This window comes from Nesterenkonia sp. Act20, assembly GCF_019173455.1.
Taxonomy (GTDB): Bacteria; Actinomycetota; Actinomycetes; order Actinomycetales; family Micrococcaceae; genus Nesterenkonia.
Map to the genome: position 1 here is coordinate 1510601 of NZ_JADPQH010000001.1, position 21112 is coordinate 1531712.

The 21112-nt window shown below is 65.5% G+C and carries 18 protein-coding genes and 4 riboswitches; of the genes, 7 read left to right on the top strand and 11 right to left on the bottom strand.

Annotation, left to right across the window (positions count from 1 at the left end):
• Window positions 1-61: 61 nt before the first annotated feature.
• Together IY716_RS06950 and IY716_RS06955 are read right to left on the bottom strand one after the other, a co-directional pair.
• Entirely contained in the window at window positions 62-730 is a 669-nt protein-coding gene (locus IY716_RS06950; RefSeq protein WP_218220820.1) for a methionine ABC transporter permease, read from the bottom strand.
• Complete coding sequence (locus tag IY716_RS06955) at window positions 730-1602, bottom strand: methionine ABC transporter ATP-binding protein (protein ID WP_218220822.1); 873 nt, start codon at window positions 1600-1602, stop codon at window positions 730-732. Before IY716_RS06955 ends, IY716_RS06950 begins: the two co-directional genes overlap by 1 nt.
• Before the next feature lie 7 nt (window positions 1603-1609).
• A riboswitch (SAM riboswitch) is annotated at window positions 1610-1709 on the bottom strand.
• A 121-nt stretch (window positions 1710-1830) separates the two neighbouring features.
• Window positions 1831-1942, top strand: a riboswitch (SAM riboswitch).
• Between the two features lie 8 nt (window positions 1943-1950).
• Between IY716_RS06955 and IY716_RS06960 the strand changes: the two genes are divergently transcribed.
• The 3 genes from IY716_RS06960 to IY716_RS06970 all read left to right on the top strand — a co-directional run bounded on the left by IY716_RS06960 (window position 1951) and on the right by IY716_RS06970 (window position 4936).
• Window positions 1951-2838 (top strand): ABC transporter ATP-binding protein, encoded by an 888-nt coding sequence (locus IY716_RS06960; protein ID WP_218220823.1) that lies wholly within the window; start codon window positions 1951-1953, stop codon window positions 2836-2838.
• Between the two features lie 182 nt (window positions 2839-3020).
• Entirely contained in the window at window positions 3021-4103 is a 1083-nt protein-coding gene (locus tag IY716_RS06965) for an aliphatic sulfonate ABC transporter substrate-binding protein (RefSeq protein ID WP_218220825.1), read from the top strand.
• The gene (locus IY716_RS06970; protein ID WP_218220826.1) at window positions 4100-4936 is read left to right on the top strand and encodes an ABC transporter permease; all 837 of its coding nucleotides are present in this window, start codon (window positions 4100-4102) and stop codon (window positions 4934-4936) included. The genes IY716_RS06965 and IY716_RS06970 overlap by 4 nt, the downstream gene beginning before the upstream one ends.
• A 100-nt stretch (window positions 4937-5036) precedes the next feature.
• Here the strand turns inward: IY716_RS06970 and IY716_RS06975 are convergent, their stop codons facing one another.
• The 7 genes from IY716_RS06975 to IY716_RS07005 form a co-directional block, all read right to left on the bottom strand.
• The gene (locus IY716_RS06975) at window positions 5037-6440 is read right to left on the bottom strand and encodes an LLM class flavin-dependent oxidoreductase (RefSeq protein WP_218220830.1); all 1404 of its coding nucleotides are present in this window, start codon (window positions 6438-6440) and stop codon (window positions 5037-5039) included.
• 85 nt (window positions 6441-6525) lie between these two features.
• The gene (locus tag IY716_RS06980) at window positions 6526-7446 is read right to left on the bottom strand and encodes a carbohydrate ABC transporter permease (RefSeq protein WP_255316459.1); all 921 of its coding nucleotides are present in this window, start codon (window positions 7444-7446) and stop codon (window positions 6526-6528) included.
• A complete protein-coding gene (locus IY716_RS06985) occupies window positions 7439-8266 on the bottom strand; it encodes a carbohydrate ABC transporter permease (RefSeq protein ID WP_369699615.1) in 828 nt (275 codons plus the stop codon). The genes IY716_RS06980 and IY716_RS06985 overlap by 8 nt, the downstream gene beginning before the upstream one ends.
• Before the next feature lie 133 nt (window positions 8267-8399).
• Entirely contained in the window at window positions 8400-9743 is a 1344-nt protein-coding gene (locus tag IY716_RS06990; protein ID WP_218220832.1) for an ABC transporter substrate-binding protein, read from the bottom strand.
• A 101-nt stretch (window positions 9744-9844) separates the two neighbouring features.
• Window positions 9845-11290 carry an NtaA/DmoA family FMN-dependent monooxygenase gene (locus IY716_RS06995; RefSeq protein ID WP_218220834.1) on the bottom strand — a complete coding sequence of 482 codons (1446 nt, stop codon included), beginning with the start codon at window positions 11288-11290 and terminating at the stop codon, window positions 9845-9847.
• Between the two features lie 14 nt (window positions 11291-11304).
• On the bottom strand, window positions 11305-12540 hold the full coding sequence (locus IY716_RS07000; RefSeq protein ID WP_218220836.1) for an acyl-CoA dehydrogenase family protein: 1236 nt from the start codon (window positions 12538-12540) through the stop codon (window positions 11305-11307).
• 86 nt (window positions 12541-12626) lie between these two features.
• Window positions 12627-13841 (bottom strand): acyl-CoA dehydrogenase family protein, encoded by a 1215-nt coding sequence (locus tag IY716_RS07005; RefSeq protein ID WP_218220837.1) that lies wholly within the window; start codon window positions 13839-13841, stop codon window positions 12627-12629.
• 5 nt (window positions 13842-13846) lie between these two features.
• Window positions 13847-13933, bottom strand: a riboswitch (SAM riboswitch).
• Between the two features lie 183 nt (window positions 13934-14116).
• A riboswitch (SAM riboswitch) is annotated at window positions 14117-14203 on the top strand.
• Between the two features lie 8 nt (window positions 14204-14211).
• On the opposite strand from IY716_RS07005, the gene IY716_RS07010 reads away from it, so the two are divergent.
• From IY716_RS07010 to IY716_RS07025, 4 genes are read left to right on the top strand one after another with little or no spacing between them, the layout of a single operon-like run.
• Window positions 14212-14742, top strand: a complete 531-nt coding sequence (locus IY716_RS07010; protein ID WP_218220839.1) for a flavin reductase family protein — start codon at window positions 14212-14214, stop codon at window positions 14740-14742.
• A 17-nt stretch (window positions 14743-14759) separates the two neighbouring features.
• Window positions 14760-16865, top strand: a complete 2106-nt coding sequence (gene acs / locus IY716_RS07015) for an acetate--CoA ligase (RefSeq protein ID WP_255316460.1) — start codon at window positions 14760-14762, stop codon at window positions 16863-16865.
• Window positions 16862-18157 (top strand): O-acetylhomoserine aminocarboxypropyltransferase/cysteine synthase family protein, encoded by a 1296-nt coding sequence (locus IY716_RS07020; RefSeq protein ID WP_218220840.1) that lies wholly within the window; start codon window positions 16862-16864, stop codon window positions 18155-18157. Before acs ends, IY716_RS07020 begins: the two co-directional genes overlap by 4 nt.
• The gene (locus IY716_RS07025) at window positions 18157-18693 is read left to right on the top strand and encodes a CoA-binding protein (protein ID WP_218220842.1); all 537 of its coding nucleotides are present in this window, start codon (window positions 18157-18159) and stop codon (window positions 18691-18693) included. Before IY716_RS07020 ends, IY716_RS07025 begins: the two co-directional genes overlap by 1 nt.
• Before the next feature lie 7 nt (window positions 18694-18700).
• Here IY716_RS07025 and IY716_RS07030 read toward each other — a convergent pair whose 3' ends face one another.
• Window positions 18701-19636 (bottom strand): class C sortase, encoded by a 936-nt coding sequence (locus IY716_RS07030; protein WP_218220844.1) that lies wholly within the window; start codon window positions 19634-19636, stop codon window positions 18701-18703.
• A gap of 12 nt (window positions 19637-19648) precedes the next feature.
• Entirely contained in the window at window positions 19649-21058 is a 1410-nt protein-coding gene (locus IY716_RS07035; RefSeq protein WP_218220846.1) for a SpaH/EbpB family LPXTG-anchored major pilin, read from the bottom strand.
• Between the last annotated feature and the right edge of the window lie 54 nt (window positions 21059-21112).

Genomic DNA, 21112 nt, shown 5'->3' on the forward strand with positions numbered 1-21112 from the left:
TGTGTGGTGGGGAGAAGAGACGACCGCTGCTGGTCAGACGGCGATTCTGGTCAGACGCAGGTCAGGCGGTGATGCGTCGGTCCGCGGCCCGGGCGATCCGGGTTCCGCTGAACTGCACGATGGTCACCAGCAGCACCATGAGCACGATGGCGGCGATCATAGTGGGGGTCTCGTAGCGGTAGTAGCCGTAGCGGATCGCGAGATCGCCGATGCCCCCGCCGCCGACGAGTCCAGACATCGCCGAATAGGAGATGAAGCTGACCGTCGTGATGGTGATGGACCCGATGATGCCGGGCTTGGCATCCACGAGAAGCACATTGCGGATGATCTGGCGCTGCGTGGCCCCCATAGCTCGGGAGGCCTCAACGGCCCCAGAGCCCAGCTGGGTGATGTTCTGCTCCACGAGTCGAGCGAAATAAGGGATGGCGTTGATGGTCAGCGGCACGATCACCGCGGCAGTTCCCACCGAGGTGCCGACCACGAACCGGGTGAAGGGAATGATGGCGATCAGCAGAATCAGGAACGGGAAGGATCTGATCATGTTCACCAGCCCGGAGACCACGGCGTGTGAGCGTGGCCGCGGAGCGAGGCTGTCGGGTGCGTGGATGAACAGCCAGATGCCGAGTGGCGTGCCGAGCAGGACTGCCACCGGGATGGCCACCGCGATCATGGCGAAGGTCTCCAGCATCGCCTGGTAGATCTCAGGCAGACGTTCGATCACGAGATCCATCAGCGAACACCTCCCGCGGCCCCGGCGAGCGTGGGGTTCTGCTGCACCGATTCCGAATCCTCTGGGCCGGAACGATCCTGAGCAGGGAGGTCCGTGCGGGAACGTCCCGTCCGGTCCAGCGTGATGCCGTCGCTGAGCAGGTACCTCCCGATCGAGGTCCGCGGATTGAAGCCTTCGCGCGTCAGCTCCTGAGCAGGGAACTCCTCGACGACGCGGCCGTCCTCCATCACGGCCACGTTGTCCGCCAGGGCCTTGATGACGTCCATCTCGTGGGTCACGATGACCACCGTGATGCCGAACTCGCGGTTCACATCTGCCAGGTACTGCAGCACGGTGGCGGTGGTGAAGGGATCAAGCGCGGAGGTCGGCTCATCGCAGAGCAGCACCTCGGGCTTGGTCGCTAAGGCTCGAGCGATGGCGACGCGCTGCTTCTGCCCGCCGGAGAGCTGCGCGGGGTAGACCGCAGTCTTATCCGTGATGTCGACGATCTCCAAGGCCTCGGCGGCGCGGCGCAGGCGTTCACGACGGTCCCGCACCCCGGCGAACTTCAGTGAGAGCTCGACATTCTGGGCCACGGTGAGGTTGTTGACCAGGTTGAACCCCTGGAAGATCATGCCCATCTGGTGCCGGGCCTTCCGCAGGGCGGCGTCATCAAGGCTGGTCAGCTCCGTTCCAGCAACCCGGACCTCGCCCGAGGTGGGACGCTCCAACAGGTTGATGTTCCGCAGAAGAGTGGATTTTCCGGCACCGGAGAAACCGATGATGCCTTGGATGCTTCCGCGAGGCACGTGGAGGCTGACATCATCCACCGCGGTCAGCGGTTCCTTGCCGCGGCCGGCAAAGGTGGTGGACACATGGGACAGGGAAATCATGAGGCATACTCCATCGGTCCTGGCGTTAGCACCCGTCCGGAGCCCGTGGGCCCTGCGGGTTGCTGCGACGTCTTCGAGCCAGATCTCTCAGTCGCTCTGGATGGTTGAGTGCCTCAACTCTAAGCTTGAACATAGTGGAAATGTCAAACAGGTCGCCGTGTGTCGTTTTGTCTCACCCAATGAACTCAGTTTTGATCAGATTCCGCGCCTGTGCGTATTCTGGAGGCTGTACCATCCCGAGCGGCCGAGAGATCTGGCTCGTCGACGCCGCAGCAACCCGGGCAGGGACACCTTGATCAGGTGTCTTTTCGCCGGGTGCTACCGCCAGGATCGATGGGAGTATCTCTGATGATTTTGCCTGCCTCCACCCTGACCGAGGACGACGTGAGCGCCACTGGTGCTGCCGCCGTCTCCTCCGTCCCGATCTCCGGCTCGTCGCCCGTGGCACGCAGTCGGCCCGGCTACACCTCACTCGATGTCCAGCTCAGCGGCGTCGGCCGGTCCTTCGGGGACCACACCGTGCTGCGCGACGTCAGTCTGAGAGTCGCGCCCGGCGAGGTGCTCGCCATTCTGGGTTCCTCCGGGTGCGGGAAGTCCACTCTGCTGCGCGCCGTCGGCGGTCTCGACACCGGCAGCACTGGAGAGATCCTGATCGACGGCTCTGCGGTGCAGCGCTACGACGAGCGCACCGCAGTCGGATTCCAGGAGCCGCGCCTGCTGCCCTGGCGCTCGATCTACAAGAACGTCAGCCTCGGGCTGCCGCGGAGCCTGTCCAAGGCCGAGGGTCGCGAACGGGTGGATGAGCTCCTGGAACTGGTAGGACTCAAGGACCGCGCCGCACTTCGTCCACGTGAGATCTCCGGCGGCATGGCTCAGCGCGCCTCGCTGGCCCGTGCACTGGCGCGCCGCCCCGGAGTGTTGCTGCTCGACGAGCCATTCGGCGCCCTGGATGCGCTGACTCGACTGAAGATGCAGGACCTGCTCCTCGACGTCCACGCCCAGACCGGCACCACCGTGCTGCTGGTCACCCATGACGTGGATGAGGCCCTGCAGCTGGCCGACCGTGTCCTGCTGCTGGGAAAGAATGCCGAAGATCCGACGGCCGCAGAGGGAGCGACCATCGCTCGGCTGCTGGATGTGCCGGGTTCCCGCCCCCGAGACCGCGCCTCCGCGGAGCTTGCCGCTCTGCGCGGGGAGCTGTTCTCCGGACTCGGAGTGGACTCCCACACCCGCTGACGCACCCGAAGCTGCACGCTCGACGCGTCTGCACTCGTCCCACCGAGTGGCGCGTCGGTCCAGGCATCCCCGCAGAAGACCCGTCTGACGCGCTTGCCTCCACCCCAAAGAATCATTGCTGAACATAACAGCTCCGGTCTCCCTGGAGCCCGTCCACCGTTGAAGAACTGAAAGGCTCTCCCATGCCCCGCACCACCGCTTCCCACTCGTTCGGCACCTCCCGCGGATCCGCCGCCAAAGCTGTCTCGGTCGCCGCAGCCGTCGCGCTTCTCGCCACTGCCTGCGGATCAGACGGCGGTGAGGACGAGCAGCTGGAGACGCTGAACATCGACTTCGCCACCTACAACCCGCTGAGCCTGATCATCCTGGAGAACGGGTGGCTGGAAGAGGAGCTGGAAGAGCTCGACGTCGACGTGAAGTGGGTGCAGTCCACGGGTTCGAACGTCGCCAACGAGAACCTGCGCGCCGGCAACATCGACGTGGGGTCCACTGCAGGCTCGGCCGCGCTGCTCAACCGCGCAGTCGGCGCGGACACCCACACGATCATGATCGAGAACCAGCCGGAATGGTCTGCGCTTGTCACCAACGGCGACTCTGACATCGAATCGGTGGAGGATCTCGAAGGCGCCTCGATCGCAGCCACGCCGGCCACCGACCCGTACTTCTTCATGGCTCGCTCGCTGCAGGAGGCTGGGCTCAGCGTGGATGACGTCGAGGTCCAGTCGCTGCAGCATGCCGACGGATGGCAGGCCCTGGCCAACGGCGACGTCGACGCCTGGGCCGGTTTGGATCCCATCATGGCCGGCGCCGAGGCGGACGGCGCCGAGCTGCTCTATCGCAACGTGGACTTCAACACCTACTCGGTGATCAACGCGACCGGCGAGTTCGTCGAGGACCACCCAGACGTCGCTCAGATCGTGGTCAACGTCTACGAGCAGGCGCGCGAGTGGGCCAAGGAGAACCCCGAGGGCACCGCGGAGATCCTGGCGGAGTACGCAGGGCTGGAACCCGAGATCGCCGAAGCCGTCATCACCGAGCGCACCAACTTCGAAGTGGATCCGGTGCCAGGAGAAGAGGTTCGTGCGGCCATGGAGGCAGCCGGGCCGTTCTTCGTGGAGAACGGCGACGTGGACAGCCAGGAGGCAGTGGACGAGGCCCTTGATTCGCTGTTCTACACCGAGTTCGCCGAGAACATCGAGGCCACCGACGCCGAAGGCACCGAGAACGCCGCCGACGAGGCCGATATCGAGGAGACTGACGAGTGACCGAGACCCTTCCCGCAGCACCCACCACGCAGCCGGCCGATGCTCCGGCCAGGACGCCTGGGCGGCGGAGACGCAGGAAGCTCCCCGGGGGCGGGCTGCTGATCGGCGCCGTCGTCCCGGTGCTGCTCCTGGGCCTGTGGTGGCTGGTCACCGAGGGGACCGACACCTTCAGCCCGGTCCAGCTCCCCGCTCCCCAGACCGTGTTCAGCGCCGGGGTCGGGCTCTTCGAGTCCGGAGATCTGATCGACCACATGACGGTCTCGCTGCAGCGCGTGCTGCTGGGATTCGCGGCCGGCGCTGGGCTCGGACTGGCCCTGGGATCGCTGCTGGGACTGTCCTCGATCGCCGATGCCCTGCTGCATCCGACCGTGGGCGCCTTTCGTGCAGTGCCCTCGCTGGCCTGGGTCCCGCTGCTGCTCCTCTGGGTCGGCATCGATGAGGACTCCAAAGTCATCCTGATCGCCATCGGCGCGTTCTTCCCGGTGTTCACCGCCGTGCATTCGGCGCTGCGGCATGTGGATGCCCAACTGGTGGAGGCCGGGCGCGCCTTCGGGTTCCACGGCGTGCGGCTGCTCGGCACGGTGCAGCTTCCTGCCGTCGTGCCCAGCGTGTTCTCCGGCCTGCGCCTGGGCCTGGCTCAGGCCTGGCTGTTCCTGGTGGCCGCCGAGCTGCTGGCCTCCTCCGAAGGACTGGGCTTCCTGCTGGATGAATCCCGAAACAACGGGCGCACGGATCGGCTGCTGCTGGCCATCGTGCTGCTGGCTCTGCTGGGCAAGCTCACCGACACCCTGCTCGGCATCGTCGAGCGCAAGGCCCTCAAGACCTGGGCCTGACCCTCCGCTCCAACGTTTTACCGGGGCGTCCGAGTTATACCGGCCACACCGTCGGCCAGGTATAACGCGGAAGCCCCGGTATTTTGCGTGGAGGGGAGGATCAGGCCTTGCGGCGAAGCTGGAACTGGGCGCCGTGGTGGTCCTCGGGGAGGTGGTCCCCCGCGCCGAAGAGCTTGTTTCGCAGCGTGCCGCCGGCGTACTCGGTCTTGTACCGGCCAAGCCGCTGCAGCTCGGGCACCACGTGCTCCACCACATCCTCGAAGGTCCCGGGAGTGATGTGGTAGGCCAGGTTGAACCCGTCCACGTCGGTCTCCTCCTGCCACTCGATCAGCTGCTGCGCCGCGCTCGGACCGTCGCCGATGATGACGGGCCCGAAGCCGCCGACGCCCACCCATTCGGCCAGCTGCCGGACGGTCCAGACCTCGTCCTCTCGCCCTGAGGCCTTCTGGAAGGTCTCCACAGTGGACTGGATGGCGTTGGACTTCACGTCGCCGATGGGCTGGTCCAGGTCGAACTGGCTCAGGTCGATCCCCATCCAGCCCGACATCAGCACCAGCCCGCCCTCGGCGTCGATGTACTGGGTGAGATCGTCGTACTTCGCCTGGGCGGCATCGTTGTCCGGGCCGGTGACGATGGTCTGCATGGCGAAGATGCGGACCGAATAGGGGTCCCGTCCGGCTTCGGCCACTGACTGGCGGATCTTGGCCACCGAGGCCTTGGCCAGCTCTTTGGTCGGTGGATTGATGAACACCGCCTCGGCATGCTTGCCGGCGAATGCGCGGCCCCGAGCGGAGGCCCCGGCCTGGTAGATCACCGGAGTCCGCTGCGGGGAGGGTTCCACCACCCCGATGCCCGGGGTCTTGAAGAACTCACCCTGGTGTTCGATCCGGTGCACCTTCTCCGGGTCCGTGAACACCCCTGAAGCCTTGTCGGCGACCACCGCGTCATCCTCCCAGGAACCCTCGAGCAGCTTGTAGACGACTTCGAGATACTCGTCCGCGTGGTCGTAGCGGCGGTCGTGCTCCATCTGATCGTCCTGGCCCATGTTCTGCGCAGCCGAGGGCAGGTAACCCGTGACCACGTTCCAGCCGACGCGTCCGCCGGTCAGGTGATCCAGGGTGCCCAGCCGGCGGGAGAAGGGGTAGGGATGCTCGTATGCAGTGCCGGCCGTGATGCCGAAGCCCAGGTTCTTGGTCACCGCGGCCATGGCCGAGACCAGCAGGAACGGATCCTGCAGCGGGATCTGCGCGCCTGAGCGCAGCGCGGCATCGGGGTTCGAACCGAAAACGTCGTAGGGACCCAGCACGTCGGCGATGAACAGGCCGTCGAAGAGACCACGTTCCAGAATCTGCGCGACCTCGGTCCAGTAGCCGATGGTGTTGTACTCCCGGGCGCGGTCATCGGGATGGCGCCACAGCCCCGGAGACTGGTGGACCACGCAGTTCATGTCGAAGGCGTTGAAGAGGATCTCGCGGTTGCCTGCCTCGGTGGTGGGGTAGGTCATTTTCGTGCTCCTTCAGAATCGGATCGAGCAGAACTGCATCCAACGGAATCGGATCCAGCTGTGGAAAGTCTGGGCGCCCGCTGTCTCATTTCACGGCGCCAGTCGTGAGCCCCTCAACAAGGTGGCGTTGCAACAGGACTGCGATCGTGAAGATCGGGATGATCGCCAACAGGGAAGACGCGGCAATGCGCCCGAAGTCCTGCACGCGTTCGCTGAGCATCCCTGCGAGGACCACTGGGACCGTCTGGGAACCCTCGCTCTGAGTCAGGAAGGTGGCGAAGAGGAACTCGTTGTAGTTCAAGATCACCACGATCACACCGACGGCGATCAGCGCAGGTCCCAGCACGGGCACGACCACCCTGCGGAGCAGCTGCAGCTCTCCGGCGCCGTCCAGGCGCGCGGCCTCCTCGATCTCCACGGGTATGCGACGGATGAACCCGTCGAGCAGCCAGATGGCCACCGGGACATTCATCAGTGCATAGACCAGCGTCAGTCCGGGCAGAGTGTTGATCAGACCCAGCATTCGCAGCAGTGTGAGCAGCGGAATGATCGCCACCACGGGCGGCAGCAGCCAGGGGCTGAGAATCAGCCCGCTCAACGCGGAGCCACCTGTGCGGTGCCGCACGATCGTCCATGCTCCGGGCACCGCGAGGGCGAGAGTCAGCAGGGATCCCAAGAAAGCCGCGATCAGCGAATTCGTGATCCCGCGCGGAATCGCCGAATTCCATGCGTTGCCCCAGTTCTGCCACGCAGGATCGGACGGGAAGAGCAGGCCGGCGGAGATCTGGCCCTGCGTCATCAGGGAGAGCGAGACGAGATAGCCCAGCGGCACCAACACGACGACGACGACGAGCGCCACCCAGCCGAGGCTCAGCGCCGAGCCGGGCAACCCGCGTGGGTGACGCCCGACTCCTCGTCGCACACGCTTTGTCACGTCGGACGGGGCAGCAGGCGGCGCGGCGCCCTCGATCATGCGGCTGCTGGGTGCTTCGGCGGTCTCAATCATCGCGGAGCCTCTTGGTGAGATAGAAGATCGGGAGGGTGACCAGGGTGACGACCACGGCGAGCACGAGTGTGATGGCGGCGGCCATGCCCACGTCGAAGTTCTGCAGGGCCGCCCGCCAGATCAGATAGGCGGGAACCTGGGTTGAGGAGCCGGGTCCGCCGGAGGTCATCACGTAGACAAGGTCGAAGACCTTGAACGCGAGGATCAGCCGGATCAGGAAGGCCGCGGCGACGGTGCCCGCGATCGTCGGCAAGGTGACGTGGAGGAACTGCTGCACGGGCTGCGCGCCGTCGAGCTGAGCCGCTTCCAGAATTTCTGGGTCCTGGCCGAGCAGCGCGGTGAAGACGAGCAGCACCACCAGCGGAGTCCATTCCCATACATCGGCCACGGCAACCCCGATGATCGCCCAGCTGGGGTCGGAGAGCACTGCGAAGGAGCCGGAGAAGGAGGTGAACTGCCGCAGCAGCGTATCGATCAGGCCACCGGAGGGACTGAAGATGAAGCTGAATAGGATCCCCACGATCACGGGCGGCACGATCATCGGAAGCAGCAGCAGAGTGCGCAGCACAGCGCCAGAGCTGACCGAGCGCCACAGCGCCACAGCGGTGGCCGTGCCGAGCACGGTGCTCACCGCCGCGACGCCTAGTCCGTAGGAGGTGCCGAGGAGCATCGAGTCCTGCACGGCGGGGTCGCCGGCCGCGGCGCGGAGGTTCTGCAGGCCGGTGAACTCCTGGAAGGGCTGCCCCAGGCTCGACCGGGAGAGGGCCGCAGCGGCGATGAACAGCAGTGGATACAGCGCCAGCACCAGAAGCACCAGCACGCTGGGAGTCACAAAGAGCCGGTGATGGAACCGCTCGGTCCGGCGCCTACGGGACGTCGGGGCAGCATCCGGTGAAGCCTCCGGCTGCGGCGGGGAGGCGGCTGCAGGGGGAATCCTTGTGCGCTCACGCTGGTCAGTCGACAAGGAGCCTCTCCCATTCGCTCTGTACGGTGTCCAGGGTCTCCTGGGCAGAATCGCGCTGTTCGGAGAGATGAGCCGCGATCTCATCGGTGAGCACCTGTGCCGCCTCCGTGGCGTTCTCCCCAGTGGGCCAGGCCAGAGCGCCGTCAAGGGTGGACTCGTTGACCTCCTGGAGCTGCGGGAAGTCCTCCGAGTAGGTCTCGTCCTCGAGGGAGGTCACTCGGTTGGGGTCGATCCCTGTCGGAGGAAGCGCTGTCAGCAGCTCTGCGTTGACCTCGGCCGAGGCCGCCCAGGTGATGAACTGCTGGGCCAGGTCGGACTTGTCGGTGTTTCCCGCAACCACCCAACTGAAGCCAGCCACGAGTGAGGCGCGAGGACGCTCACCCTCTTCGGCTCGGGGAAGATAGGTCACACCCCATCCATCTGCCACTTCTGAGCCGGATTCGGGGTCCTGCGAGCGCACCCCGAGGTCCGTCCAGTTCTCGATGAACCCGACATTGCCGGCGAACCACGCCGAGTTGCCGGCGCCGAAGTCGGTCTCGGCGGGAGTGGGCAGCGCATCTTCCCAGACGTCTTCAAGGGCTTCCAGGGACTGCACTGCTTCCTGCGAGTTGATCACCGGTCGGCCTTCCCCATCCAAGAAGTCCCCGCCGAACCCGGCCAATCGGTTGGCAAAGCTCGCGCCGAGGATCATCGGCGACTGTTCGCCGAACACCGCTGCGCCGTAGACGCCATCCCCGCCCTCGTTCTCAGTGATGGTGCTGACCTGTTCGGCGTACTCGTCCCAGGTGGCGGGGGGTTCCTGGAAGCCATTGCGCTCAAGGATCTCCTCGTTGTAGAACAACGCGTGGATGTCGCCGTCGAAGGGGAGTCCGTAGATCTCCTCATCGACCAGTGCATAGGGTTCCCAGATGCTGGGGATGAAGTCCTCCACGTCGATCTCCGGGGTGGATTCCACGTAGTCGGTGAGCGGGGCGATGCTGCCGTCGGCAGCCAGATCGCCGAGGGAGACGTACCAGGGAGCTGAGACATCGTAGGTGTTGGCCCCTGACTGCTGGTCCAGGGTCAGCTGAGAGGCGATCTCGTCATAGGGGACGGTGGTGACGTTGATCTGCACGCCCGTCTCCGCCTCGTATTCTTCCGCAAGCCATTCGCCGGCTCCCTCGTGGGAGGCATTGAGCAGCAGATTCAGCTCCTCGCCGTCATAGTCTCCCGACGCCGCGTCGCCCTGGGACTGCGCCCCGGCGTCGGCGGAGCAAGCTGTGAGCGCCACCACGGAGAGGACGGCTGCGAGCGCGAGGGGTGCGTGCCGGGGGATGGAGTTCTTGGTAGGCATGAGCTGAGGTCCTGTTCTTCTGTGTGCTGGTCTGCAGATTGTCGGATGAGCAAGTGGGGTGCCGCTGCTTGGACGTGAGGCCTCTCATGGGGAGGCGACGGTCAGTGGGAGCTCAGCAGTGCCTCGCGGGGCACCTCTGTGGCCTGGGCGCTCAGGTGCCTGAAGGCTCCCCGATACTGCGCGGCAGGATGTGTCTGCGGCAGTCGATCGGCTCCGGTGAGGCGCTGGCGAAGGGTGTCCGACGGCGCAGCGCTCTCCTCGAGTTGGCGGGCAAGTCCGCGGTCACGCAAGACCGGCAGGATGTGCTCGATGAACTCGTCATAGCTGCCAGGGATCGTCGAGTTGATGACGTTGATCCCGTCGATGCCCGAGTCCTGCCAATCTGCCAGCTCTCCGGCGATCTGCTCGGGAGTGCCCACCACACGAGTGGACTGCGCCCGGAACCTGGCGAGATCCCGGAGTGTGACGCGGCCGTTCGGGGCCATCTTCTTGATCTCCTCCAGATGGCCCTGGGCCTGTTCTGTGTGTTCGAGCTCCTCGAGGGGCGTATCGATGGGGAGGTGCCCCACGTCTACGCCGAGACTTCCCGCCGTGTGCGCGATCAGCGCGTGATCGTCGATGGACTCATCAAGTTCGGCGGCCTTCTCAACAGCTTCGGCCTCCGTGGAGCCGACCACGAAGGACAGGCCCTGGATGAAGCTGACGTCCTCGGGGGATCGGCCGAAGCGACGCGCCCTGGCTTTGACGTCGGCGGCGTGAGCTGCAGCGATATCTCTGCGAGGGGCCATGGAGAAGGTTGCTTCGGCATGTTGTGCTGCGACGTCGCGGCCGCGATCCGATGAACCGGCTTGGAAAAGGAACGGGGTCCGCTGAGGCGAGGGTGCCACCAGGTGTGGGCCCTCCACGCTGTAACGCGGGCCCACGTGGTTGATCTTTGACACCAGAGCCGGATCCGCGTGGAGCCCTCGGCCGCGGGGATGCTCCGTCTCTTTGTCCTGCCTCAGTGCCTCGTCGCCCCAGGAACCCTCCCAGAGCTTGTAACAGACGTCGAGGTATTCCTCGGCCCACGCGTATCGGTCGTCATGGCCTGCGAGACCGGTGGCATCGAAGTTGCGGTGGGCATTCTCCTGGGCGCTGGTCACCACGTTCCATCCCACTCGTCCGCCGGAGAGGTGGTCAAGAGTGGAGAGCTGGCGGGCGAAGCTGAACGGGTGCGCCTGGATGACCGAGGATGTCAGGGCCAAGCCGATCCGATCTGTGACCGCGGCCAAGGCCGAGAGCAGCACCAACGGATCGTTCGACGGGACCTGGAGTCCACGGCGCACATGGGAGGCCCAACCGCCCTCGTGATTGCCGTAGAGACCTACTACGTCGGCGAAGAATGCGATGTCGAATCCTGCACCCTCGAGCTTCTTCACCAAGGAGGTCCAGTGGCTGAGTTCGTTGAATCGATGTTGTTGGGCCTCTTCGCGGCGCCAGGCTCCCCCGATGATGTGGCTTGTGGTGTTCATCAGGAAAGCCGAGAGGATGAGCGGCTTGCGGGGCATAGAGCTACTCCGGTTCATGTGTAGAGAGAGATGGGCTGGAACTCGCCATTGAGGAAGTGCGCGCCGACCTCGAGCTTCTTGTAGTCCACGGGGTCGTGCAGCGAATGGGTGCGGATATTTCGCCAGTAGAGGTCGAAACCGTGCTTCGAGGCCGTGGAGGACGTACCCGTCGCCTCGAAGATCTGGTGCGTGAGGCGGGTGGCGACATCGGAGGAGACCACCTTGAGTTCGGCGATCTCGATGGCGAGCTCCCCGCGGACCGACTCAGTGACCGTGTCTCCCAATGTCAGTACCTGCTCAAACCTCTGGTTGACCCGTTCGGCAAGGGCGGCGACCCCGGCGGTGAAGGCCTTGAGTTCGCCGAGAAGACGCTGAACGAAGGGGTCATGTCGGTACTGCGAGGCGGTGGAGAGGAACCAGGCGTTGGGGCGGGCATTGATCAGCTCGCGCCCCTTCGCAAGTGCACCCTCCGCGATTCCGAGGTACAGATTGCCGAAGGCAAGCTGGATCCCCGGAGTGACCAGCGATGAGTAGGGCTCCTCAGACAGGAAACCGAGAACGTCCTGCTCCTGGACCTGCACGCTGTTGAAGATCACGGTGTTGGAGGATGAAAGACGCTGGCCCAGGAAGTCCCAGTCGTCCAGGTAGGTGACTCCCTCGCGGCCGTTCTCCAGGACGAAGGCCAGGACGCGTCCACTTTCGGGACCTTCGGAGACGCGTGCGTTGACCAGCAAGACATCTCCGACGGCGGAGCCTGTGGCGTACCGCTTGCGTCCGCTGAGCCGATATCCGCTCTCGCTCGGAGTCAGAGTGAGATCCGGATCTGTCGGATTGACCGCGTCGCCCCAGACCCATTGCTCTCGAGCCGTGGCGCGCAACCAGCGTTCGCGGTTCCCAGGCTCTGGGATGCCGAAGACGATGTTGGCCTCATTGACGTAGTGGTATGCCAAGAGCTGCGCGATGGACGCGTCGGCCCGAGCGATGATTCTCACGGCCTCCAGGGCGGTGGCCCAGTGGCCGCCACCACCACCGAACTCGCTTGGGACCAGCAGAGTGACCAAGCCGGAGGCCTTCAGAAGCTGGGTCTCGCGGTAGGGGATCTCGTTGGCGCGGTCGCGTTCGACGGCGTCCTGGGAGAGAGTCTGCGCCACATGGGTGGCGATGGATCTCCAGTCCTCAAGTTCTGCGGCCGAGGCGCCTGCGCTCCAGTGGGTGCGGGCTTCTGTGCTGATGGGCGAAGGGTATGACACGGGATCCTCCAGGGCATGGCGGGGCGGGCCGAGAGCGAGCGCTCATCGGATTCAGACAGCGCACGCCAGTGCGCTGTCGCGGGCAGTCAGACGAGCTGGGTGACGGCCGAAACGTCTGGTTCGCCCACGCTCCATAGCCGCACCGGCTCGGTGCCGTTGACGCGGTAATCTCCGGCTATCCGCGCCTTGTACACCCAAGGGTTATGACTGGTGACCGTGCGTGCGTTGCGCCAATGACGGTCGAGACCTCGAGTCTGGCTGACTCCCGAGGCGCCTAGCACGTCGAAGATGCGCGTGACAGCTTCCAGCGCCGGTCGGTGCAGCGCCACCTGGGCGCGTCCCGTGGACAGCTCGGCGGCGTTGGCGGCAGCGATCGCTTCCTCCGGCCCAGAGGTGCGCGTGGCGAACGCTGCGTCGAGATACGTGGCAGTGTGAAGGACCTGCGCCCTGGCCAGCTCCGCGACCGCGTCCACCTCACCGATCGCCTGGAGCAGCTGAGGGTCCGTGCGGGGTGTGCGGGTGTTGGCGTGGGTGTAGGTGCGGGGACGCTCGTGCAGCAGTGCCGCCGCATCCCGCGCTGCGGCTTCGACGATCCCGGCCAAGACGATCAGCAGGATGTGCTGATACAGGGCCGTCTGGTAGGGGAAACGGTCCGTCAGTCCACGCAGCTCCGAGGTCTCCACCGCGGCATCGGAGAGCCGCGCCGTCCCTGACCCTGTAGTGCGCTGACCGAATCCGTCCCAGTCATCCTCGATCTGGACACCGGGCTGATCCCGACGAACCAGCACCGCGAGCTCATTGTCGTCGGCGTCCCGGGCTGTGACGTCGAGCCAGTCCGCGAAGATCGCCCCGGTTGTGTAGTACTTGACTCCGTTGACCACGGGCCCTGCCGAAGTCTCACTGACAAGCGTTCCCGACCGGTGAAAGCCACCCTTGCCAGGCTCGGTCCAGGCGTTGCCCACCAGTTCACCAGCGGCGAGACGCGTCAACCAGCCCTGCACAGGCCCTTCCGCGGCGGGGCGCCAGAGCAGGTCCTCCTCCACCGCAAAGTGCCCGCGCAGCACCTGAGGAAGGTTGCTGTCCTGGGCTGCGAGCTCCAGGAGCACCACACTGGTCTGCACCCAGTCGAGCCCGCTGCCTCCGGAGGACACCGGAAGTCGCAGCCGACCGATGCCGGCGTCGGCGAGAGTGCGGACCTGTTCACGCGCCAGTTCCCTGTGGCATTCACGGTCCAGGGCAGAAAGCCCGGCGCGCTGCACAGCGTCTCGGAGTCCATCAGAGACAGGCAGATATATGTTCATACTTTCCTCCATCGATTCTGGCGGTAGCACCCGGCAATCCCGGGTTGCTGCGACATCGACGGGCCAGATCCCTCAGTCGCTCTGGATGGTGATGGGCTCAAATATAGAGGACAAGCATGCTGTTTCGTCAAATGATCATGACGCCACATGTCGAATTGTGTTCACTCGTCAGCTCTGAACACAATTGACGCGCGGGAGGATCTGGACGTCATATGGCGTCTCACAGTGCGAACAAATCTTGCTGCTCGACGGTGCGACCCCGTAGCTTTGACTCGTAACCATCCCGAGCGGCTGAGAGATCTGGCTCAGAGACGCCGCAGCAACCCGGATATGCCGGGTGCTAACGCCAGGACCGATGGAGTTGATTGACATGTCTGTCCCTGCTCGTATTTTCGAAGATCCTGCGGCCGCATCTCGCGTGGACTCCTTTGCGCTGCGCCATGCCCTCGCCCAGTTCCCGCAGGGCGTGGTCGCCGTCGGCGCTGAGGTCGACGGCTCCCCCGAGGCGATCATCGCGTCCACCTTCACGGTGGGGGTCTCCTTGGAGCCGCCGCTGGTCACCCTCGCCGTGCAGCACGATTCCTCCACCTGGCCCAAGCTCGCGCGAAGCGGCAAAGAGCTGGGCATCTCCGTGCTCGGCCGGGATCAGAACGGGCTCTGCCGGCAGATCGCCTCGAAGGACCGCGCGAACCGTTTCACCGGGGTGGAGTACCGGTTCCACGGTTCCGCCCTGCTGCTCGAGGGCGTGCCGATGTGGCTCCGTACCCGCATCTATGACGAGGTCAGAGCCGGGGACCACGACATCATCGTGCTGGAGATCCTGGATCTGGGCTTCACCGAGGACGCTGCCGGGCTGGTCTTCCACCAGCACAAGTTCAAGACCCTGACCCCCCTGAGCTGACCCAGAAGGACCCCTCGTTGACCACCTCGCACTCCCCTGCCCTGACCACAGCTGCGCCCTCTGCGGCGGCGCAGCGAGCTGTGGCCCTCGCAGACCCGCAGGCCGCCGATGTCCACAACTGGGCCGATCCGACCGACGAGGACCAGCGCCTGGCGTTCTGGTCCGAGGCCGCCACTCTGCTCGACTGGGAAAAGGCCTGGGAAAGCACTCACACCTGGACCCCACCGAACCCAGACACAAAGCGCGGCCCAAAGATCGGCTGGTACGAAGGCGGGACGCTCAATGCGGCCGTGAACTGCGTGGATCGCCACATCGCCGCAGGCCGAGGGGAGAAGATCGCGCTGCACTTCGAGGGTGAGCCCGGCGACCGTGAGGACGTCAGCTATGCCGAGCTTGGCCGCCGAGTCAACCAGGCGGCCAATGCCCTGACCTCTATGGGCATTGCCCGCGGGGACCGTGTGGTCATCTACCTTCCGGTCCTGGTGGAGACCATCGTGGTCACGCTGGCCTGCGCCCGGATCGGCGCGGTGCACTCGCTGGTCTTCGGCGGCTTCTCGGCCGAGGCGCTGAAGTTCCGCGTGGAGGACACCGGGGCGAAGCTGCTGGTCACCACGGATGGTCAGTTCCGCCGCGGCAAGGCAGTCCCGGTGAAGGCCAATGCTGACGCCGCCGTGGCCGAGGCAAGCGCGGAGCACGGCGGCAACCTCGAGCACGTGCTGGTCATCAACCGCACCGACTCCGTGGTGGAGTGGACTCACGGGCGTGACCTCTGGTGGCACGAGGTCGTGGAGACCGCCTCCACCGAGCACACACCCGAGTTTTTCGACGCGGAGACCGAGCTGTTCATCATGTACACCTCCGGGACCACCGGAAAGCCCAAGGGACTGGTCCACACCACCGGCGGCTACCTCACCGGCGCGCTCTACACCTACCTGAGGCTCTTCGCCCACCCCGATCCGGCGCGGCGCACCGAGGATGTTCACTGGTGCACAGCCGACCTCGCCTGGGTCACCGCGCACACCTATGAGATCTACGGACCGCTGGCTGCCGGGGCCACCCAAGTGATCTTCGAGGGCACCCCGAACACCCCGCATGAGGGCCGCCACTTCGAGATCATCGAACGCCATAAGGTCACCACGTACTACACCGCCCCGACCTTGGTGCGCTCATTGATGGGCTGGTTCCCCGAGGGCGTCCCGGCCCAGTACGACCTCTCTTCGATCCGGCTCGCCGGTACGGTGGGCGAGGCCGTCAACCCCGAAGCCTGGCACTGGATCCGCCGCGAGATCGGCCGAGACACCACCGACGACGCCGGCCAGCCCGCCCTTCCCATGGTGGACACGTGGTGGCAGTCCGAATCCGGGTCCACGGTGCTCTCCCCGCGCCCGGAAGACCGTGACTTCAAGCCCGGCGCGGCCACGCGCGAACTGCCCGGCTGGGGCGCCGCCGTCGTCGATGATGCGGGCCGGACCGCACCTGCCGGGACGCAGGGAAACATCGTGCTCACCCATACCGGACCCTCCATGGCGCGCACGGTCTGGGGAAATCCGGAACGATATTTCACCTCCTACTGGGAGAAATACGCTGATCAGGGCTGGTTCCTCGCCGGAGACGGCGCCCGCAAGGATGAGGACGGTGACATCTGGATCCTGGGACGGATCGATGACGTCATCAACATCTCCGGGCACCGGCTCTCCACGATCGAGATCGAATCTGCGCTGATCTCCCACCCCGACGTGGTCGAGGCCGGGGTCTGCCCGGTCTTCGATGAGATGACCGGACACGCCGCCGTCGCCTTCACTGTGCTGACCACCGCCGCCCGCGAGCGCCTGGAAGCCGCGGGCGGGGCGGGAAGTGAGACTGAACGTGAGCTGCTGAATGCGCTGCGCCATCACGTGGGCGAGGTGATCGGACCGGTGGCGAAACCGCGCAGCGTGATCCCGGTGCCGGAGGTGCCGAAGACCCGTTCCGGGAAGATCATGCGCCGGCTGCTGACCCAGCTGCATGACGGTGAGACCCTCGGGGACACCACGAGCCTGCAGAATGAACCCTGTGTTCCGAAAATTGAAGAGATCTGCCAACGGCGCGGGACCGCGCCGAGAAAAGAAGAGGTAGCTCCATGAGCGATCGCCAGTTCGGCTTCCGCACCCGCGCCCTGCACGCCGGGGCCGTCCCCGATGCCGTCTACGGTTCGCGTGCTGTGCCCATCCACCAGTCCACCTCCTTCGTCTTCAAGGACACCGCAGACGCGGCGAACCTGTTTGCGCTGCAGAAGTACGGCAACATCTACTCCCGCATCGGCAACCCCACGGTCTCGGCCCTGGAGGAGCGTATCGCCTCATTGGAAGGCGGCATCGGCGCGGTGGCCACCGCCTCGGGGATGAGCGCCGAGTTCCTCGTCTTCGCAGCGCTGTGCGGCTCCGGAGACCACATCGTGGCCAGCTCCAAGCTCTACGGCGGCACCATCACCCAGCTCGACGTCACGCTGCGCCGATTCGGCATCGAGACCACGTTCGTGGACTCGCTGGAGCCTGCCGACTACGAGTCCGCGATGCAGGAGAACACCAAGGTGGTCTACACCGAGGTGGTCGCAAACCCCAGCTCAGACATCGCGGATCTGCGTGGACTCTCCGAGGTCGCACATGCCCACGGCGTGCCCCTGGTGGTGGACTCCACCCTGACCACCCCGTACCTGATCCGCCCCTTCGAACACGGCGCCGACATCGTGATCCACTCGGTCACCAAGTTCATGGGTGGTCACGGCACCACCTTGGGCGGGGTCATCGTGGAATCCGGCGAGTTCCCGTGGGACAACGGGAACTTCCCGGCGATGACCGAACCGGTGGCCTCCTACGGAGGACTCTCCTGGTGGGGCAACTTCGGTGAATACGGCTTCCTCACCAAGCTACGCGCGGAGCAGCTGCGTGACATCGGACCCTCGCTGGGCCCGCAGGCGGCGTTCAACCTGATCCAGGGCATCGAGACCCTGCCGCAGCGCATCGATGAGCACGTGGCCAATGCGCAGAAGGTCGCGGAATGGCTTGAAGCCGATGAGCGCGTGGACTATGTGAACTATGCGGGACTGCCCTCTCATGCGGACCATGCCCGCGCCAAGGAGATGCTGCCCAAGGGTGTGGGCTCGGTGTTCAGCTTCGGCATCCGGGGCGGGCGCGAGACCGGGGCGCGCTTCATCGAGTCGCTGCAGCTTGCCAGCCACCTGGCTAATGTGGGTGATGTGCGCACACTGATCCTGCACCCGGGATCCACCACCCACCAGCAGCTCTCCCCCGAGCAGATGAGCGCCGCCGGCATTCCGGAGGACCTGATCCGCATCTCAGTGGGCATCGAGGACGTCGATGACATCATCTGGGACCTGGACCAGGCGCTGAGCACCGCAGTCGAAGGAGACAAGTGATGAGCGAGCAGACCGTGCCGAACGACGCCGAGACCACAGCCGAACATCCCCATGGCCGTTGGGCCGCGCCGTCGCCCTCGCGACGCCTGCAGCTGCTGCGCAGCGCGAAGTCAGTGGCGATCGTGGGCATGTCGGACAAGCCCGCGCGAGCCAGTTACTTCGTGGCCACCTATCTGATGAGCTCCTCGAGCTACACGGTCTACTTCGTGAACCCGCGACTCAAGGAGGTGCTGGGCCAACCGGTCTACGCCTCGCTGAAGGATCTTCCCGAGGTGCCGGACATCGTGGACATCTTCCGCCGTGCCGAGGACGTTCCCGCCATCGCGGAAGAGGCCGCCGAGATCGGCGCGAAGACGATCTGGGCGCAGCTCGGCATCCAGTCTGAGGAGGCCATGCAGCTGGCGCAGGACGCAGGGCTCAACGCGGTCCAGGACCGGTGCATCAAGATCGAACACGGCCGCTTCCACGGGAACCTGCACCTCTCCGGCTTCAACACCGGGGTCATCTCGGCGAAGCGGCAGATCCTCGACGGCTGAGGGTCTGTTATTCCCGGCGTTGCGCTTGCGTCGGCCGAGCCGCTGACTTCACTCGCCAGATATAGACGAGCTGCAACGCCAGCGCTCCGAACAGGATCAGGGCCCACCAGGGGAACGGAAGCACGAAGGGCTCAGTATCGTATGTCTCCTCCTCCTGCGTGGGGGTCGTGGTGCGCTCTGCCGTGACCAGGATCCGATGGGTGTTCAACCCCAGCGGAGTGCAGGTCACCAGCGTGACGAGGTCACGCCCTGCCTCGGGGTAGAGCGACTCGGTCTCCTGCGGCTCCACCACCTGGGTGCGAATGACTTCATAGGTCAGGGTCTCGCCGAAGGTCTCCACAGAGAAGGTGTCCCCCTCCCCCACCTCATCGAGCCGGGTGAACATCTCCGCGCTGGGAAGTCCGCGGTGCCCGGTCAGCACGGAGTGGGTCCCCTCCCCGCCTACGGGCAGCGCCGTGCCCTCGAGGTGACCGACGCCGCGGGCCAGAATCTCTTCGCTGGTGCCATGGAAGATCGGCAGGTCCGCGTCGATGCTGGGGATCGTCAGCCGCGCCATCACGTCCCCGGGGGCACCCGAGAGCAGATCCCGGTAGAGCTCCTCCTGTTCGACGCCGAGGCCCTCCTGCCGAGCTGCCTGAGTGGAGAACGGATCGATGAGTCCTGAACCGGAGGTAAGGCCTTGGTTGTACTGCTGGGCGCGTTCGACCTCGGCGGCGAGTTCCTCCTCCGGAGCCTCGCGCATCGACTCCGAGTAGTCATCCACCTGCCCCTGCTGCTCCCACGCGGTGAACCACTGCGCCGCGCTGGGATAGAGCATCAGAGCGACACCCAGAACGAGCATCGTGGAGACCATGAGGGCGCCACGGACGCCGCCCTGCGCCTGACTCGGGGTCGAGTCAGGCGCAGGGGCAGCATGCCGAGGAGCGGGGGCGAGGACCGACATCGGTTGGCTGGATCAGACCGCGCGAGCGAGCCGACGACGGCGGCTGCGGTTGACGAGCAGCGCGGTGGCAACGAGCAGCAGGCCAGCGAGCAGGAAGGGCAGCGAGCCGAAGGAACCGGTGATCGGCAGAGCGAAGCCGGAGACCTGCTCGTTGTTGAAGGTGACCACGTTGGGATGCGTCGAGTCTCCCCCCACGGTGTTCGTGTCTGCGGCGACAACCTCGAAGTTCCTGGCCTGCGCGGGGGTGTAGCCGGCGGGGGCACCGGTCTGGACGAGGTAGTACCGTTCGCCGACGCGGATGCCGGGGATCATCAGCTCACCGTTGTCCTGTGTGGTGAATGAGGTGCGTCCATCGACTTCGATCGGGTCGCCATCCTGAGTGCGCCGAAGCTCGAAGGTCGCGCCGCTGAGCGGTGCGTCCTCAGCATCGTTCATGATGACCCGCACCGCACCCCAATCACTCTCGGCTGCGGCCGGGCGGGTCTCGGCGTCGTTGACCTGGACCGTGGCCTGGGCGCCGACGATCCCCTTCTGGTCCTCGTTCGCAGTCATCTTCGTCGCGACGGTGAGCTCGACCGGTTGACCCTGGTATGCGTCCAACCCTGTGGCGCCCTCAGGCGGGGCGACTGTGAGCATTCCATTGCTGGCGTTCACCGAGTACTGTCCGCGCGGAATCTCCATCCCACCGACACGGAGGGTGACATCGTTCGGAGTCGGGGTTGTCAGGTGGTCAGTGAGATTGAGGGTGATCGAATAGGTGTTCAGCGACTGATTGGCGGGCAGGTACGGGATGCTCGTGGTGACCTTCCAGTCGATGGTGCCTGTGCCGTTCATGCCGAACGCCCGGGAGTCGTCGGCCACCATGTCGAGGCTCACTACTGAGTTCTTGGGGTACGCGTGGACGTCGTAGAGCCAGTCTCCGCTCACCCCTGCCGTGGGGACGCTCACCAAGAATGGGGCGGTCGGATGCACGACATCGTTGTCACCGAACCCGGTCTCCTCCACCAGGTACAGCCCCAGGGGCAGGCCGCTCTTTGATCCGATCCCGCTGGCGTCGGTCTTCACAGTATCGACCACGGTCTTGGCCCGATCGGAATCCACGGTGATCCCCTCCATGGCCGCCCACCCTTCCGCCGTGCGTAGATCGATCCCATCGAACCTGCTGATGGTGAACTGCACCCCCTCGAGGGGCGAAAGTCCTGCGGTCATGGAGGGGGCAAGCTCCTGACCCTGGTGCTCGGCGCCATCGGTCTCGGTTTCAGCGAACTTATGGATGGTGATCGAGCCGGTCCGTGTCTGGTCGATGTTGGCGGGGCCGGGGGCAGCCTGGACCGGGGCCACGCCGCTGAAGAGCAGGGCGAAGGCTCCGATCAGGGCGGCCACCGAGATGGTGGAGCGCCGGGCGATGTGAGATGGGGACATGGCAGGTCCTTTCGGTGCTTTTCCAAGGAGGAAGCGGTGCGAGCGAGTAATCGT